This is a genomic window from Lewinellaceae bacterium (genome assembly GCA_020636105.1).
In the GTDB taxonomy this organism is placed as follows: domain Bacteria; phylum Bacteroidota; class Bacteroidia; order Chitinophagales; family Saprospiraceae; genus BCD1.
Genome location: JACJYL010000002.1, coordinates 1,816,284 through 1,832,769, shown reverse-complemented (window position 1 = coordinate 1,832,769; position 16,486 = coordinate 1,816,284). Strand labels below are relative to the sequence as shown.

The window sequence follows — 16,486 nt, the reverse complement described above, 5'->3', positions numbered from 1 at the left end:
AGGATATTGTTTCGAAAACTCAGTTCGAATGAAAACTATTCATAACACTTGATTGATATCATATTTTGATATACCTTTGTGGTAAAATAATTAAGATGAAAAGTATATCATTAAAATTGCAGGAACAAATTCTTAGGGAAACAGAGAATTTGTTGGAACACCTAAAGACGAGCCGAAATAAATATATTAATGAGGCTATTGAGTATTATAACCAATATCAAAAAAGGAAATTGATTGAAGAACAGCTTGTCAAAGAGTCAAAGTTGGTGTCAGATGATTCTATGGAAATACTTGGTGAATTTGAATCTTTAGAAGATGAAATTTAAGCAATATGAAATTTGGCTGGCTGATTTAAATCCAAGATTTGGAACTGAAGCAGGAAAAACAAGACCAGTTTTAATTGTTCAAAGCGATATTTTGAACAAAATACATCCTTCTTCAATAATCTGCCCTATTACTCCCCATATCAAAAAAGGAGTAAGTATTTTAAGGGTCAATTTAAAAAAAGAAACAAGTGGATTGAAGAAAGAAAGTGCTATAATGATTGATCAAGTAAGAGCAATTGACAATAAGAGACTATTAAAGAAAATTGGAGAACTGCCAAGTTCTTTGCAGAATAAAGTGGTTGAAAATCTAAAAATTATATTAGACATTGAAAGGTGAATTATAGCAGCACACTCCCATAAAAATCAAAGTGCAAGGATATTAAACGGTTACCTCTAACAATCCATAGCAGCTCCGTAGCTCTATTATTCGCCAACCGCGTGCTACTGGGGACATTACCACACATTAAAAAATGATACTTTTAGAAATCCAAAACATCCAAAAATTCAAACCCACAAAATGGGCATCCAAAGATTTATCAGGACTCTCTGAAGGTCAAACTTATGTTCGTTTTGTTGGCAATCATCCTAATAATCCAGAATATGGTTCAGTCGTTTTATCAACGAAAATTCTCGAAGGCAGTTTTGACAAGATTAATCGGGTTTTATTTATAGGGGATGAAGCTCAGGAAGGCAGGCTTTTAAATTGGAAAAAACAGATTTTCGGTGGATATAAAATAGAAATTAAACTTGATGCCATCTTTAGACACAGGTTAAAATATAGTGCTCAGAATTTCATACAGAAAAGAGGTGCAATAGTTGGGCTATCTGAACATGAAAAAGATTCTTTAAACTCAATAAACGGCCAGAAGAAATTGCTTTCTTTACTTGCTGCATATATTATTCCGGTTAAGAAAAATGAGATTTTAAAGTTTGCAAGACCAGGATATCTATGCATTCCAAATGATGATACAGACGAAAGTGTTTCTCACTTCCTGGGAAGCCCCAAACATGGAGCAACAGAAATCACTAATGAAAAGGGATACAAATTTCTTCACTTAGCAACAATGAAACTTAATGATTTTCCAAAGGATGGAACCACTGAAAAGTTGAACAACGTCTTATCCTTCTATTTGAGAACTCAAGAAACTGAAAAGGGGTGGCCTGAAAGAAAAAACGATTTTAAAATATTTAACGATGCCAATGTCAAACATCCAATTAATTCCAGTGAGCCTGGTAATGCTAATAACTTTGATATAATAAACTTATTGGATTTACCTAGATATGACCACTCATTACTCCACGTTCTTAACTTTTCGGAGGAAGAAAGAAACAGGTATGATGTATTGAGATCAGTTTACATGCAGCTATTGTTAGGGGACAAAACTGATCATGAAGTCAACAAATTATTTGGTTTCCCCGATAGTGTTCAAAATTGTGTAAGCTACGAAGCAGAAAGAGTATTTAATCAAAGAGACTATAGCGATGACATTTACAAAGATGCAGTTAATTGGACTTTGCTACTCCAGGTTTCACCCTATTGTAAATGGTTTGGTTTTTTTGACGAATTTGGAGACGGATCAATCTATTATATGATTAAGCATGAAGATTTAGAAAATGGAAATTTTGAAAACTGTCAAGTAATAGTTCAAAACACATAATAAACTTATGCTAGCAAGATGTATAGTGTATGGCCTCCAAAGGCCGGCCACGAAACCATATACAAAACCGTTAGACCATATTAAAATTAAATTTTTTCTATTGAGGCAGCCCTGATATTTCAAGCATACCTCAAAAAAAAACAAAAATCAATGACTTACAGGCCTTGCCCCCTATCTACCGCCAGCAGTCCCGGATTTCTGTGAAATTTTAGCCATGGATTTTCGGAATAATTTTGGATATTTTGATATGTGCAAAGAAAGGGGTTATTTTTGGTCAGGGTATAGGATGAGCGCATTGGATCGAAAAGGCAAGCTGTCATCATTGGAATATTCCATAATCAATAATTCCTTCAAATGTTAAATGATTTGGAAAGTGCTTCCAATTGCTTACATTTAAGGACAAACACCTAACAATTATGAAAAAAATAGCCGTATTCATTTTTTTAAGCACTTTCGCTTTTTCCTGTAGCAATACCAACGAAAAGACCAATAATGAAAATGCTGCACCAGGAGAACAACAGGAAGTCAAAACAGATGATAAGTTGCCGGGTGCAGATTACAACTCACTTTTTACCGATTTTACGTGCAATATGAGTGTCGCAGAAGTGGCAAAGGTGTTTGGCGTGCCCGAATCCGATGTAAGTACCCCGGATTATAAAAAAGCCGAAGGCTGTGCTTTCGTCATCAAGGGTTTTGGCCAAAATGGACTGGGAGATGAAACGATAGTTTCATGGTTTCTGGAAAAAACAACCAAAGCAGAGGTTAAAAAAGAGATTCAAAATTATCAGGAATTGGAAAAGACCAATAGTGGTTTAGGGATGAGCATAGAAAAAAGCGAAACCGGCGATACTTATTTAGCAAAATCTCCTCGTTATGGTCGGGTTATTGTGCTCAACGAAAATTATGATAATTGGTTATTGATCAGTTATGCTCCAAAGTTCCAATATAAAACCAGAACGGACGAACAGCACCTTGCCCTGGAGGCTAAATCGATTGCTCTGGCCAACTATTTACTGAAAAAACACGAAAAATAGTATCGCGCGGGTCACCCCGGATAACCATCAAAAGAGAAAGATGAAGCAAAAAGAACTATCAGAGCTAACAGATCAGGAACTGTTGAACGAAGCAAAAAAAATGAAATCAGCTTCCATAATTAATGCTGCATTAATTGGAGTTATGATTGGAATTATAGTTTGGAGTGTTGTAAAAAACAGTCTTGGATTTTTTACATTGATCCCTTTGGTTTTTATATTCAAAGTATTTAATAATCCGAAAAATAATAAAGCCCTGGAAGAGCTTTTAAAAGAACGGAATTTGAAATAAGAATTGGTGTCCACACCGGCCCGGTTATAGCAGGAATTGTTGGCATCAAAAAGTTCCAGTATGACATTTGGGAGATACCGTAAACCCACCCACTCATGGAAAAAACCCTTCAGGAATTATTTAATTTAATCGCCAATAACGAGGTACAGCAAACCTTGCAAAAACTTCAATCCATCTTTTCATTGGCGGATTCAGAGTTGTTTAATGATGCCATTTTGCTGAGTGCAAGATTCAAAAAATTGAATTCGGATGTGCGGAAAGCCATCATTTCCAATGAAAACGAAACGATACGGTATAATGAAATTGTCCATGGGATTCTTTCATTGATCAACGAAATTAAAGACAATCCAAAACCGTTTGAAAAGTATGATAAGGTGGAGGAGAAAGTTCAACAGGATGCCAAAGAAAAGACCAACGTGGAATGGCCGGTCTTTGCCAAAGATGCACTCGTGCAAAGACTGTCCTACATCAAACAAAAGGAGGTTTCCATAAAGGGATTATGGATAGATGATCACCCCGGCAACCAGGCGTATGAAAAAGAATTATTATCCACGATAGGCGTGAAATTTGATACCGTTTTAAATTCTGAACAAGCGTGGTACCAGATAAATCATAACGAATACGATTTGATCATTTCTGATATCAATAGGAATGGTGACCCCAAAGCAGGCCTTGAATTGCTTAATAAAACCGTCCATAACGGATTGAACATCCCATTCATCTTTTTTGCCGCCAATATAAACCCTGCCCTGGGCACACCGCCCTACGCTTTTGGGATCACCAATTTAATTGGCGATTTACTTCATTTGGTCATGGATGTCATTGAAAGGAAAAATTAAAAACGGGTAGTCTTACTCCACGATAACCTTTGTCCCGGCCAAGACGAGGTGACATCTTCGCGGGTGGCCATTAAGGCGGGCAAAAAGGTGTCATCTCGGCCGCAGGATAGAAGATACACAGCTTAATCCCATATGCAATGCAACCTTTTCAGATAATTGAATTATATTAGCAGACTATTCACCCACATTTTCAGTAAGACGTTATTTTTAAACGGGAAGACTTTGGTGAGCGTAGGAGGTCGAAGCTACAAGTGCGACCATCGGGAGAATCCAACAGAAATGGCTGATTCCGATTACTCCCAGGAGGATCCTTTATACCGCTTAATGAAGCAGCGTATCCAAACATTGGAACGGGAGATACGGAGGAATAATCCGGAATTGGCGGGGGAGTTGGGGATAGGGTAGGGCCGTATGCCATTTGGAGTGATTGTTCATGTATTACTGAGTTAGGAATTATGGTCAGTAAAGGAAAATTCAATAGATAACTTAATTCAGGTATTAAAATAAAATAAAAAATGGGGATTCTTAATTTTTTATTTGGGAATAAAAGAAAACTACCTTACAACAAAACAGTGGAATTTAAAAGGGTTGTTTCCGATTTTGAAATAGAAGTAGGTGATAAATTGAATTTATGGAATAAACCTAATACCAATCAGATTAATTTATATGCCAAAGGTTCAATTGATGGCAGTGGACTTGTTGGATATACAAATAACTCAACAATTCGTTACCATCTTTCCAAAACAAAGTTTTTATTTACCGAGACTAAAGTTGTTAAACTTACAAATAATCAAATTTTTTTAGACATTAACATGTTTGCAGACCAAGAAGCAGTAATTGAAAATCAGAAAAATCAACGAATAAAATGGATAGATTTAGTCCAAAAAAAATATAGTCCGAAAACAAATTGGGAATTACGTTTCTTTTCAGATATTCCAATTACAATGAATAATCTTAAGATAGCGACTATTTCCAAGGATCAAATTTCGGAGTATTACCATAGGAAAGATGAAACCATTTGGCTAACTGACAAAAATGATGTCAAATTAGACGCAGAGAATAGAATTCGAGAAGGAGGAACGGAGAAAACCCTCAGATCCGTATTTTCAGGTCACGAGCTTGAGATCAAAAAATTGGAAAAGGATTACAATTGGTACTATTTAGAAGTAGGAGTCAAAGATAGTTATGTGTGACATTTGCACACTCGTCGGAGTTGCTGATTAAAAAAGCATAAGCTCTTGTGATTCAATGTATAAGGGGTTTTTTTGTTTATTGCCGGGAAGAGGCTGAAATTGACTGTTCTATTATATTAAAAGTTAGCGACCTGAGCCTTATTAAATAGTTTTTTTATATTTATTCCATGTATTGTTGATTTGTTTTGAAATGAATTCCATTTCGTACTACAATGATTTTCTTAACCATTCACCAGTCATTATTTTATGAGGAAGAGATTTGGCAGGAGGATGGAGATGAAGCCCAGGGTAAAACCTCGACTTCTGAAGACAATCCATTAATCTGATTGATGAAACAATGGATTTAAGTAATGAAGTAGGCAATACTTATGATCGATCCGAATTTGGCTCAGAAATTAGGTGCATAGTAGTAGGAAATTTTGTCTAATCAATAAAAACAAAAATGGAAATTAAATCAAATGAAAAAAATATTCAAGAAACCAAGAAACTAATTAGTTTCTTCAACACCAAAGATCAAAAAATAATAATTGCCAAGAACTTAATTAGCAGCTCGGTTTTTATTGTGGCCTTGTTATTTTTAATATCCATTGGCAGGGTTGTTTCATTTCTCCTTGGGAGTGAACGAGATTTTATGCCAAACGAAGTACCTTTAAATATCAGGTTGTCAAGTATTTTAATCGCTATTTCACAAACTATTTTTTTTGGGTACGGATTATATTTATTTAACAAAATAAAGTCTGATAAAAAAACCCTTTCCTTTGACAAAAACCAGGATGTTCGAAAAAAATGGCGCGGGCTTTTCAAGGCTTTTTTGATTAGTTTAGTAGTCCTTGTTGTTGGTATTATAATAGGACTAGATAGAGGATCAAAATATTTTGAAATTGAAATTAAAGCGACCTTACCAGTAGTGTTACTTGGAATTTATGTTCTTCAATTGATTTTGGGCTTCAATAGACCTGTTTTAATATTTTCGAGAATTCAAATATTTATTAATAAATTCCTTTTGATTTCCTTTTCAGTTTTAATTACCCTAATTTTTGCATACATAATTAAGCCTAATTTTACAGAAAACCTTTACCTGATTTCAGCGGCCATTTTCCTTGGAATCGCAGTTCATTTTTTGTTATACGTAAAACATGGAAGTAAATTTTCCCATTATCAGAGACTAATAATGAGATATTCAGATATTGAAAAGTTGTCGTTTGCGATGGCACAAATCGATTTAAATGTTAATGCAGAAAAACGAGCTTTGATGGATATTGAGAAAAAAATTAAAAAGAAAGATTACACTTATTTGATCAAATATAATGAACAGCTTTCAAAAAGGATTGTAAGAAAGGAATCTAATGTACTGTTAATTTCCAGGTATCTTGTTGTGGCTATTTTAACCTTTATTCTAACTTCTGTTGGAGAAGGCTTAGTACAAGACCTTTTTAATGACCAAATTAAAATACAGCTTTGTAATATTTTTGGTTGGTATTGCGATTGATAAAAAAATCAATTTTTGAAAGACAAAATATAAAGGGTTAGAATAGCCAAAAAATGAAACTCAAATGAAATATAGGAAAAAGGAATTTATTCAGCATCTTTCTCATGACATTTATGATGAGGATGCGGCAGATCAATATTTGGAAACTTCTCTTCCTTTAATAGGAACAATTGTTATGTTTTTTAATGGTCTTGAAAATTCATTGGATAAACTTCTGTGTGAAATATTTACTGACCGAACAGATTCTACTGGACTAATTGTTCTGCACAAATTGACCTATTCAAGTAAAGTAGAACTATTTAAAAGATTTTGTGATGACTTTCATTTTCATTTTTCGGTTATTCTTGAGCCTTATGAGGAATTAGTCAGGAACTTAAAAGAGAGTGGTCGCTTAAGGAATTTAGTGGTTCATGCTGATTGGGAAAACACAGACGAAGATGGTTTTACATATGTAATGTTGAAGATATCGAAAAATGGGATGGAGCAAGAGTATATTCAGTTTTCCGAGGAATCACTTGAGCAAATTGTAGATCTTATTCTTAAGACTAGGGGACAATTGTTTGAATATTGGGAAAAAAGGGAGGCTAAATTAGGATAAATCGATAATAGAATTGGGCATAAAAGCTTTTCCATTTGAGTGGGGGAGCTTTTTTTATATTTTTTTTGTTAGGGAAGTTGATGGAAGTTAATTGAATTCCTTCCGGTTTCTAAATCAACTAATTTTTCACAACCATTATTTCTTTTGAAATGATCGATCAATTGGCAAATAAGACTTTAGGGGTGATAAAGTTAATTATCATAGATTTTTTGAAATTCCAGGAAACCAAGGGGTTAGAAAATGATCAACTTAGAAATGTCTATAATGTAATCTTATTTAAGACCATTCACTCATTTGAAGGAGCAGTTTTTTTGTTAAGTAATTTTTCAAAAAAGCCTTTCTTTCAAATTACTTTCGCTTCTGCAATGAGGGATATTATTTCAGATTTGATAATTGCAGAATATTTAAGTTTAAAGAGTTTGGATTCCTCCGTTGATATGGATATGGTTTTAGAAAAATTAGATGCAGATCATTTCCTATTTATGTATCAAAAAAGAAAGTTAAATAGAGAAATTTTTGGACACAACGAAGGTTATGATGAAGCAGAGAATTATTTCCTAAATTCTATGAGCCAATACCTGGATAAAAATGGTGAAATAAAAAAAAGGTATAGAAAAAAATCTTTAGTATTTGATAAAATTTCATTCATCAATTCACGTACCAAAAAAGAATCAAAAGGTGTGGTGATTTTTTTATATAACTGGTATTTCAATAGCTCTAAAATAGCTCACTTAGGAGGCCTTACTTTAAAAGTAATAGAAACCCGATTTTCGGCTACTGATCAACAATCTTTAATGAAAAATTATAAAGATTTAATTTTTATGACTCTTGCATTTTGTAGTGGAATGCTAATTAAAGTCTCGAATAATTTAGAAGTAAATCCCGAAATCGAAAAAGGAATAAAGGAAATACTCGAATTGAAAGTACCTTAATAGGAACTTTAGGGTAGATTTTTTTGATTATTGATTTAGTTTTTTCTAAGTTGAAAATATTTTTTGGCTTAAAGCGCTGAAAATAAATTAGTTATAAATTATTTTTCTACTCCCGTCGGAATTACAAAAATCAAATCACCAACCGCCTCCCCTGCGCCCTCGTCTCCTCCTCTGGCAAAATCTCACAATTGTCCCAAATGCCCGTCGATAAGGTTTGGGCGTAAGACTTGGGGAGCCCTTTTTCATTCATCAACCGGGCCGCTGTGGCGTGGTCGTATTCAAAAGAATGGTGCTGGAAAGAGATATTGTTAGCTGCATCCTGTTCCAATAATAAATACCAGACGCTCGGGGTGCCATCATTAGCAGGCATGCCTATCACCCCGGCGTTCAACCATGTTTTTTCATTCCGGCTATCCGAAAAGGGCAAACCGCAGTGACCCCCGAGGATCAGGTCGGCACCGCTATCCTCAAAATGAATGGATTTTTGGGACCATGCGGTGGATTTGAAAATGAAATCCGAGGTACCATGAAAAGAACCATGGACTACCAGTGCTTTTTTCCCTTCGTAATCAAAAGTGATAAAATCGGGCAACTCATGCATCCACTCCAGGTGTTTAGGTTTCATTTGTCCGGCGGCATAGGGGTACCATTGGCGGGAAAAGGTATCGCACCTGCCGCCACTCGTGAAATCACAACCACAATCTTCTTCTCCTTCCCTCAACTGTATTTCCACGTTTCCCGCAATGGAATGAATGCCCCATGAGATGATCTCCTCCACACATTCCGCGGGCTGAGCACAGTACCCCACAATGTCTCCGGTGCAGAGGATGTGCTCCGGGGGGATGGACAAACTTTCGGCGATGGCCTTCATCTTTTGAAGGGCCTGTAAATTGCTGTACACGCCGCCAAAGACGAGTACCCTTCCTGCTAATTGTCCGATGTCTTTAGTTACTTTTTTCCTTTCCATAGTTGAATATTACCGGAGCCAGGTAAACCATAAAACAAGCCAAAAGTCCCCAGGCATTGGCCCAGAGCAGGTCGGCATATTTGCCGGTCGTCCAAATCAGTTGTTCCGGGAAATAACCTAAAACCTGTATGATTCCCACCAGTACGCCCAGCCCGGTGGACAAATAAAACGAAATTTTCGGAGCTTTAAGGTGGCACAACAGAAAAACCGGCGCCAGCCCCATCACCATTGTGCCGCTCACCGTGGTGGCTGACAGGACTTCAGGACCTGCAAAAACAGGTAGCGTACCTCCAACGGCAAGCAGGATCATCATCCATCTTCCTTTGGTCAGGGAATGAGACAATCCTTTGCCCAGATCGATGACCATCAATTTGGAAAAAGAGGTAAAACTGGAATCGAGCGTAGAAGCTGCGGAGGTGATCATGATAAAATTCATGGCCAGCATGACACCGGTGCCCAGGGTTTTTCCTACCGCCACCGGTGCCTGTCCTTCCAGTCCCTCAAACCGGGCGTAAATGCCCACGAAACTGAACAATATCATACACACTACCCCGATTACCGCCGCCCACATATAACTTTTGAGGGTCGTTTTTGGGGGACTGATAAAGCCCCTGTCCGTCAATACCGGATCGTGGAACGGATAACTAAAAACCTGCAAAAGCGCAGCGAACACCAGGTTTAACCCGGAATCCATTTTCCAGGTGCCCGAGCGCACGTAATCCATCACCCCGGCTTCGTTTTTGGGTAAAATAACGCCCAGCAACAAAACGAGCAATACCCCGAAAAAAACCATCTGGATGGCATCGGTCAGGAGGGAACTGCGCAGCCCTCCCTTGATCACATAAGCGAGGGTAAGCACCGTAAAAACAAGAATGGCGAGGTAATAGGATTTCGTTCCCGGATCTCCAAAATAACTGCCGATGACCATGGTGTTGGACCACACTTCGTTGAACAGTCGGAAACCGATGAGGATGGAAAAAATGCCCACGGCATAAATCCCAAACCGTGTTTGAAGAAAGTGGTGAATGCTGGTGAATCCGCCCTTCGTCCGCAACCGGTAAATGATGATGCCCGCCACGATAAAAGAGAGATAATAAACCGCATAGGCCACGCCTCCAACCATTCCGAAACTAAGTCCGAGGTTGGCGGCATTGGTGATGGATTTGGCAAAAATCCAGGAGATGACCAGGCTGCCGGTGAGCATCCAGAAGCCGGGTTGTTTTCCTTTATCCGTGACGGCCGCGAAAAATTGCTCCCGCTTTTTGGAATAGGGCGCAATGAAGAAAAAGAATATTCCAAAGGCGATCAGCAATCCCCATTGCCAGTATATCGGGTTTTTTATCATTGTGATCTTCGTATGTTAGTATTTTTAACCGCAATGGTCGCGGAGTAGGTGCAGCGTTCGCAAAGCATTTTATGGGACCGCTGCAATTTTATCTGTGCTGTCCCTTCTTTTAATCCAAATCCCACCAGACCCGCGCATTGATACTGTTGTCATTACCAACCGTGGCTTCCTGGAAGTGAACCGGGTTTAAAGCCGCCTCATCTGTAGGGTAGGGCATGCGCACGGGGATCAGGTCGTTGTTCAGGCTGGCAGATATGGTTTTAAGTTCCGGGAATCCTGTTCTGCGGTATTCTATCCATCCTTCGTAGCCGTTGATGATGTTGGCGATCCATTTTTGGGTGACGATCTGCCGGATTTTGTCTGTGCCGTCCATTCCATAAGCGGCGGGCCCCGAAACCAGGTAATCCGCAGGCAAGGCGGTTTGCCAGTATTCAAAAGCCAGCTGAACGCCTGTCTCGTAAAGGCTTTGGGCATTGGCGGTGATGAGGCCACGTTCAGCAGCTTCCGCCACAAGAAAATGGGTTTCCCAGGCAGTTAAGAAGTTGGCCTCCAGGTCGCCCGTATGTTCCCGGAAAATGGTTCCCGTCAGGGAATAATCCGCCACGGAGATGGAGGTTTGGGACGCATCCGGACCGTTCAGCAGGCCCGTGAATTGTGTTCCCGCCGGATCATTGCCCAACGGGCGGAAGAATACTTCCAGTCGGGGATCGCCAAGTCCTTTTAATATTTCTTCCATGGTCTCGGATAGAATGAATAAATTAAAATCGCCGTCACGAAGGGTTGCCATTCGAAAGTTATTGGGCTGCCCGTCGGTGAAATCAAAGGTCGCGCTCTGGCTGTTTTCCTTCATAAAATCATCTCCGTCGTAAATGGCCTGGAGCGCTCCGGCCACCTCCACTTTCCCGCTGATGCGCAGCAGGCTTTTTATTTTCAGGGAGTTGGCAAAAGTGATCCAGTTTTGAAGGTTGCCGTTAAAAAGGATATCTCCTTCGAGGCTTTGGGTGCCGGAATAGTTTTGAATGGCAGTTATGCCTTTGTCCAGGTTATCGAGGATGCCATTCGCTCCGGTATAGATGTTTTCCTGGCTATCATAGGCCGGCGTCACATTACCATCAAGCCCTTTCAATGCTTCGCTGTAAGGAACATCTCCGTAGAGGTCGGTCAGTGCCGCTGCGAGGTAAGCTTTCAGGATCAGAGCCGGACCTTCATAAACCGCCTGGATGGGTTTGGAACGTGCCTGGTTGAGCAAAATTTCATTGTCCCGAAGGTTGGTGTACAGAACGGGCCAGGGGTTGCCGCCAAACTGGGGTTCTGTAAGACTATGGCGATCAAACAGGTTGAAATCTATGGCCGTGAAATACTGGCCGAGCAGGTTGCCGGCTACAAATCCTTCGTACGACATTTCTTCGCCGTAGTTATAAATAATCTGCCGCAATAAAAGCCCGGGCTCTACCTGGTTGGCAGCATTCGGGTTGGTATTGATGGCCTCAAAATCCCGGTCGCAGGAGGTAAGCAATACAATAACTGCCGAGGTGAAAAATATTTTTATGGTATTTATCATTACTATTTATTTTTGGTACTGGTTAAAACTGAAACCCAACCTTAAACCCGAAACTACGCGTGGTGGCGTAAGACATATTTTCCACCCCGCTCACAAAACGGTTGCCCTGTATGGCCAGTTGTTCGGGATCGAAGTGGGGAATTTCGCTCAGGGCAAACAGGTTCCTGCCGACGAGGGCAATGTCCAGTTGCCGGCCGTTTCGGAATATACCCTTGTTGAAAGTGTACCCGATGGAAAGCTGTCGCAGTTTCAGATAAGAGGCATCGTAAACATTGTTTTCCTCGTGATTCCGGTCGTAATACTGGCGGTAATAACTCTCTGCCGGGATGGCTTTTGTATTGGCTTCCCACACCGGACTTTCATCACTCCCCAAATTGACTACCCCTTCCGCAACGATGCCTGATCCAGGGCGGTCTTCGGTTTCGATCAGCTGTCCTCCGACACCGCCGAGGGATAAGGTTCTTGAAACAATCTCCCCACCCTGTCTCCAGTCGAGCAGAAAATTAAGATGCCAGTTGCCGAATTGAAAGTCATTGTTCATTGCCAGGATGAAATCAGGATTGTAGTTGCCGAGTTTTTTTAGCGTATTATCCACGACATACCTTCCGTCGCTACCGATCACAAAGTCCCCGTTTTTATTTTTCAGGTAACCGGTGCCGTAAATATCTCCAATAATGCCGCCTTCATCGACCTGGAACCATACCGTTTGGTTGACATTATCATAGACCCGGGAATAGGCGAGGGTGATCCGGTCGGCCCCTTTGGGTAAAGATTCAACGGTGGACACATTTTCACTAAAGTTGAACAGGATATTCCATGAAAACCGGTCGGAGCGCCATGGGTTCAGTCCTACGATGGCCTCGATTCCTTTTGATCTTACCGCTCCGCCGTTCACTACCTGCTGGTTGTAACCTGAAGAAATCGGGATGGGCAGGGAAATGATCTGGTTTTCGGTCAGGGCATTGTAGGCGGTGAAGTCCAGACGCAGTTTATCGTCAAAGAAACGGATGTCGGCCCCCCATTCCACGGAAGTGGTGCGTTCCGGCAGCAGGTTGGTATTGGGAATCAGATCACTGGCACTAAAAGTGGGTTGAGCGTTGTATGGGGTCTGGGCAACAAAAGCCGTGCTGGTCTGGTAAGGGTCGGTGTCATTTCCGGCCCGGGCCCAGCTGGCGCGTACTTTTGCAAAGGATATCCCGGCGGGCATTTCCATGAGGTTGGAAAGCACAAAACTCGCTGAAACGGAGGGATAAAAGAAAGAAGTATTGTCGGATGATGTTGGGGTGGCCAGGGCACTCGACCAGTCATTCCTGCCGGTAATGTCGATGTGGACCAAATCTTTGAAACTGACTTTTGCCAGTCCGTAAAAACTGTTGATGCGTTTGCGTGAGCTGAATTGGAAGACCTCCAGGGGGGAAGCGGCATTGGTCAGGCTATAGGTGCCGGGTTGGGCGAGAGAAAGTGCCTGGGTTTGTACCGTTCTCGCCTGTTGATCCAGGCGGTTACCGCCAAGGGAAAGATCCACTTGGAGTGCCCCGATATTTTTGTTGTAGTTCAACAGGAAATCAGTATTGTTTTCCCTGTAAAAAACGGTGTGCTCGGCATAGGCTCCGTTTTTGAAACGGTTGCTGCTCAGCGCCCTGCGAAAAGTCCTCAGTTCATCGGAATAATCCATGCCTGACCTGACCCTCAGGTTCAGATTTTTCGTAAATTCATAAACAGCGGAAATATTGCCGAACAGGCGGTCGCGACCGAAAGCGTTGCGGTTTTCCAGCAGCGTAAAATAAGGATTGTCGAAAAAGGTGTAATTAAAAGAATAGTGTTGAATGTTTTCCAGTCCGGGCTGCCAGTAATCTTTCAGGTTTTGAATATCCATGGACCGGGGCCCCCAGGCAACCAGTGCATAGTTGATGTTTTCGGAACCGTACCCATTGGCCGGGCGGTTATCGCTTTTGGCATTCACGTAGGTCAGGGAAGATTCTATCCTCAGTTTTTGAAACGGGTTGAAGGCTAACCTTGCGGCGATGGTCTGTCGGTTGAGATTAACCCCGGGAATGATGGATTCGCTCCTCAGATCCGTAAAGGACAAACGGTAGTGTCCTTTGTCGAAACCAGAAGCTACGGCGACATTATTGATCAGGGTGACACCGGTCTGGTAGAAATCTTTCAGGTTGTCGGGGTGGGAAAGAAAAGGAGTCGCAGTAATAGGGGCACCGCCATGGACCGCTACATCACCGCCTCGCACAATTGTGCCGTCAGGCAAATTCACAGGGCTGTCGAATTGAGGAATGAGCAACCCCTGGTCAAGAGCCGGTCCCCAGCTGTAAGTGATGTTGTCATTGATGCCTCCGCCCAGTCCATCCACAAATTCAAACTGCCCGCTGTTGCCCTGCCCGTATTTGTTTTGGAACTGTGGCAACCGGAATGGTTTTTCGAGAAAAACAGAGGAATTGATGCTGACCGTTGGTTTGTCAGAGGCAGATCCGTCTTTAGTGGTGATGATGACCACGCCGTTGGAGGCTCTTGTGCCATAGAGGGCAGCTGCGCCCGGGCCTTTCAAAACCGAAACAGAAGCTACATTGTCAGAAGGGATCTCCATGGCTCCGTTGCCGAAATCGATCTCCTGGAAACCGGCCGCGGCTTCGTTGTTGAAATTCAGGACGGTATTATTGTTGATCGGGGTGCCGTCCACCACAAACAGTGGATTATTGTTGGTAAAAGAGGACTCGCCGCGGATGGTAATCCTGGAGGTGGATCCCACGCCTGTGGCCCCGTGGCTTACCGTCAGTCCGGCGATCTTCCCGGCAAGGTTGTCCACAAAATTTACGGATTTTACTTCCGAAATTTCTTTGCCTTCAAGGCTTTGGGTGGCGTAACCCAGTTTTTTGGATTCCCGTCTGAGCCCCAGGGCGGTGACGACGATCTCATCCAGCAATTTGATGTCCGAAAAAAGAGCGACATCCAGGAAAGGTCTCTCGTCGAGGGTTTTTTCAATGGATTTATAACCGTAAAAACTGAAGACCAAAACCGCTTCCTCCCCTGAAATGGTCAGGGAATAAAAACCATTGACATCCGTTACGGTTCCCGTACGGGTTTCTTTTTCGTAAATAGTGACTCCTGGCAAGGGCTCACCGGTTTCCGCATCGGTGACTATACCCGAAACCAGGTCGGATTGGGCGAAAACCAGGGAGGTCATGATGGAAAAAATCAGAGAAAGATAAAATTTCATTATTCGAATGGTTAAAGTAAACAAAGGGATGCAGCCCGCTTGATGGACGGGTTGTTCCTGAGTTAATTTGAAAATAGTGAAACTGCTTCAGCCAATTTGGGCTAAAGCTCAGCATAACAATTAGGCGAGAGGAGGAGCCCTCAAAGGCCCGTTGTACAGGAGATATTTCAGGAAGACCCCTAACGTATTTGTTGTCCTGGATACGGTTTGGAAAGAATTTATTATGCTGATGAATTGTTGTCTCAATGGGTCGATCCCCGGCAGACAGGTGAGCAGCGTGTTAAAATCAGCCGCATTGTCGATGTCCTGTTGGACTTTCAGCCAGAAGATAGCATTGGAGGATGTTTCGGCGTATTGGATCAGTCCGGATTGTAATTGGGACGTTTCCCAGGGAAGATCGATAAAAGCCTGCCGCTGGTAACTGTCCTGGCGCATCCCGATGAGGTATAGCCCTCCGTCGGTTGCCGGCCCCATAACCAGGGGGTGTGATTCCAGCTTGTTAGGAACAGATAAAAGATCCAAGTGATCCATTCCGGGACAGTCGTTTCCGAGCACGATGACGTTTTGATACCCTTTCGCATAAATCCCTTCAATGGCGTTGGCCATACGTTCTCCGAAAGTATCGCCATGTTGGGCTGTGTCGTAGCAGGTAAAAAAGGGCAGACGCGTTTTTCGGGCGGTGGAAATGGATTTTCGGATGAGCTTCTGGGCAATGGAGGTATTTCCTTTTTTACCCATCGTCGGAACAAATGACTTTACCTCCGCTTCAGCCCTGGCCTGGCGGGAGAAAATCAATAGGGCAGTATTTGTTCCTGATTGCATCCGGTAAAGTTACCTCTTGAGTAAATCGTCATGCTTTGCCAAGGCAATACTACAAAAAAAACAAAACAAATTCGACTGTACCGTTTGGGTTATCTACCTTAACTGTCCTGAGGGGGACACCGGGGGAGGGGATTTGCCACTGAGCCCAATCTATTTGAGTTCTCTAAGGACGGATGATATTTCCATTTGAAGAAAGTGCAAGCT

17 protein-coding genes are annotated in these 16,486 nt (G+C 41.6%); 12 read left to right on the top strand and 5 right to left on the bottom strand.

From position 1 onward, the window contains the following. Positions 1-95: 95 nt before the first annotated feature. The 12 genes from H6571_24360 (at position 96) to H6571_24305 (ending at position 8,358) form a co-directional block, all read left to right on the top strand. Positions 96-326 (top strand): hypothetical protein, encoded by a 231-nt coding sequence (locus H6571_24360; protein ID MCB9326884.1) that lies wholly within the window; start codon positions 96-98, stop codon positions 324-326. Continuing rightward, on the top strand, positions 316-663 hold the full coding sequence (locus tag H6571_24355; GenBank protein MCB9326883.1) for a type II toxin-antitoxin system PemK/MazF family toxin: 348 nt from the start codon (positions 316-318) through the stop codon (positions 661-663). Before H6571_24360 ends, H6571_24355 begins: the two co-directional genes overlap by 11 nt. Before the next feature lie 133 nt (positions 664-796). Continuing rightward, positions 797-1,984 carry a DUF1963 domain-containing protein gene (locus tag H6571_24350; protein ID MCB9326882.1) on the top strand — a complete coding sequence of 396 codons (1,188 nt, stop codon included), beginning with the start codon at positions 797-799 and terminating at the stop codon, positions 1,982-1,984. A gap of 416 nt (positions 1,985-2,400) precedes the next feature. Then, positions 2,401-3,018, top strand: a complete 618-nt coding sequence (locus H6571_24345; GenBank protein ID MCB9326881.1) for a hypothetical protein — start codon at positions 2,401-2,403, stop codon at positions 3,016-3,018. Between the two features lie 40 nt (positions 3,019-3,058). Further along, positions 3,059-3,307 (top strand): FUSC family protein, encoded by a 249-nt coding sequence (locus tag H6571_24340; protein ID MCB9326880.1) that lies wholly within the window; start codon positions 3,059-3,061, stop codon positions 3,305-3,307. Beyond that, positions 3,304-3,390, top strand: coding sequence for a hypothetical protein (locus H6571_24335; GenBank protein ID MCB9326879.1), 87 nt, complete (start codon positions 3,304-3,306; stop codon positions 3,388-3,390). Before H6571_24340 ends, H6571_24335 begins: the two co-directional genes overlap by 4 nt. Positions 3,391-3,402: 12 nt before the next feature. Continuing rightward, on the top strand, positions 3,403-4,146 hold the full coding sequence (locus H6571_24330; GenBank protein ID MCB9326878.1) for a response regulator: 744 nt from the start codon (positions 3,403-3,405) through the stop codon (positions 4,144-4,146). A gap of 156 nt (positions 4,147-4,302) precedes the next feature. After that, entirely contained in the window at positions 4,303-4,551 is a 249-nt protein-coding gene (locus H6571_24325; protein ID MCB9326877.1) for a hypothetical protein, read from the top strand. 110 nt (positions 4,552-4,661) lie between these two features. Then, the gene (locus tag H6571_24320) at positions 4,662-5,339 is read left to right on the top strand and encodes a hypothetical protein (GenBank protein MCB9326876.1); all 678 of its coding nucleotides are present in this window, start codon (positions 4,662-4,664) and stop codon (positions 5,337-5,339) included. Between the two features lie 442 nt (positions 5,340-5,781). Then, positions 5,782-6,828, top strand: coding sequence for a hypothetical protein (locus H6571_24315; protein MCB9326875.1), 1,047 nt, complete (start codon positions 5,782-5,784; stop codon positions 6,826-6,828). 64 nt (positions 6,829-6,892) lie between these two features. Beyond that, the gene (locus H6571_24310) at positions 6,893-7,426 is read left to right on the top strand and encodes a hypothetical protein (GenBank protein MCB9326874.1); all 534 of its coding nucleotides are present in this window, start codon (positions 6,893-6,895) and stop codon (positions 7,424-7,426) included. Positions 7,427-7,587: 161 nt separating this feature from the next. Then, positions 7,588-8,358, top strand: coding sequence for a hypothetical protein (locus H6571_24305; GenBank protein MCB9326873.1), 771 nt, complete (start codon positions 7,588-7,590; stop codon positions 8,356-8,358). A 130-nt stretch (positions 8,359-8,488) separates the two neighbouring features. Here H6571_24305 and H6571_24300 read toward each other — a convergent pair whose 3' ends face one another. From H6571_24300 to H6571_24280, 5 genes are all read right to left on the bottom strand, one after another. After that, complete coding sequence (locus H6571_24300; GenBank protein ID MCB9326872.1) at positions 8,489-9,325, bottom strand: metallophosphoesterase family protein; 837 nt, start codon at positions 9,323-9,325, stop codon at positions 8,489-8,491. Continuing rightward, positions 9,303-10,670, bottom strand: a complete 1,368-nt coding sequence (locus H6571_24295) for a sodium:solute symporter (protein ID MCB9326871.1) — start codon at positions 10,668-10,670, stop codon at positions 9,303-9,305. Before H6571_24295 ends, H6571_24300 begins: the two co-directional genes overlap by 23 nt. Positions 10,671-10,779: 109 nt before the next feature. Beyond that, positions 10,780-12,231: a SusD/RagB family nutrient-binding outer membrane lipoprotein gene (locus H6571_24290; protein MCB9326870.1), complete on the bottom strand. Its 1,452-nt coding sequence runs from the start codon at positions 12,229-12,231 to the stop codon at positions 10,780-10,782. Positions 12,232-12,253: 22 nt separating this feature from the next. Beyond that, a complete protein-coding gene (locus H6571_24285) occupies positions 12,254-15,460 on the bottom strand; it encodes a SusC/RagA family TonB-linked outer membrane protein (protein MCB9326869.1) in 3,207 nt (1,068 codons plus the stop codon). Between the two features lie 120 nt (positions 15,461-15,580). Then, entirely contained in the window at positions 15,581-16,282 is a 702-nt protein-coding gene (locus H6571_24280; GenBank protein MCB9326868.1) for a DUF2064 domain-containing protein, read from the bottom strand. Positions 16,283-16,486 lie beyond the last annotated feature (204 nt).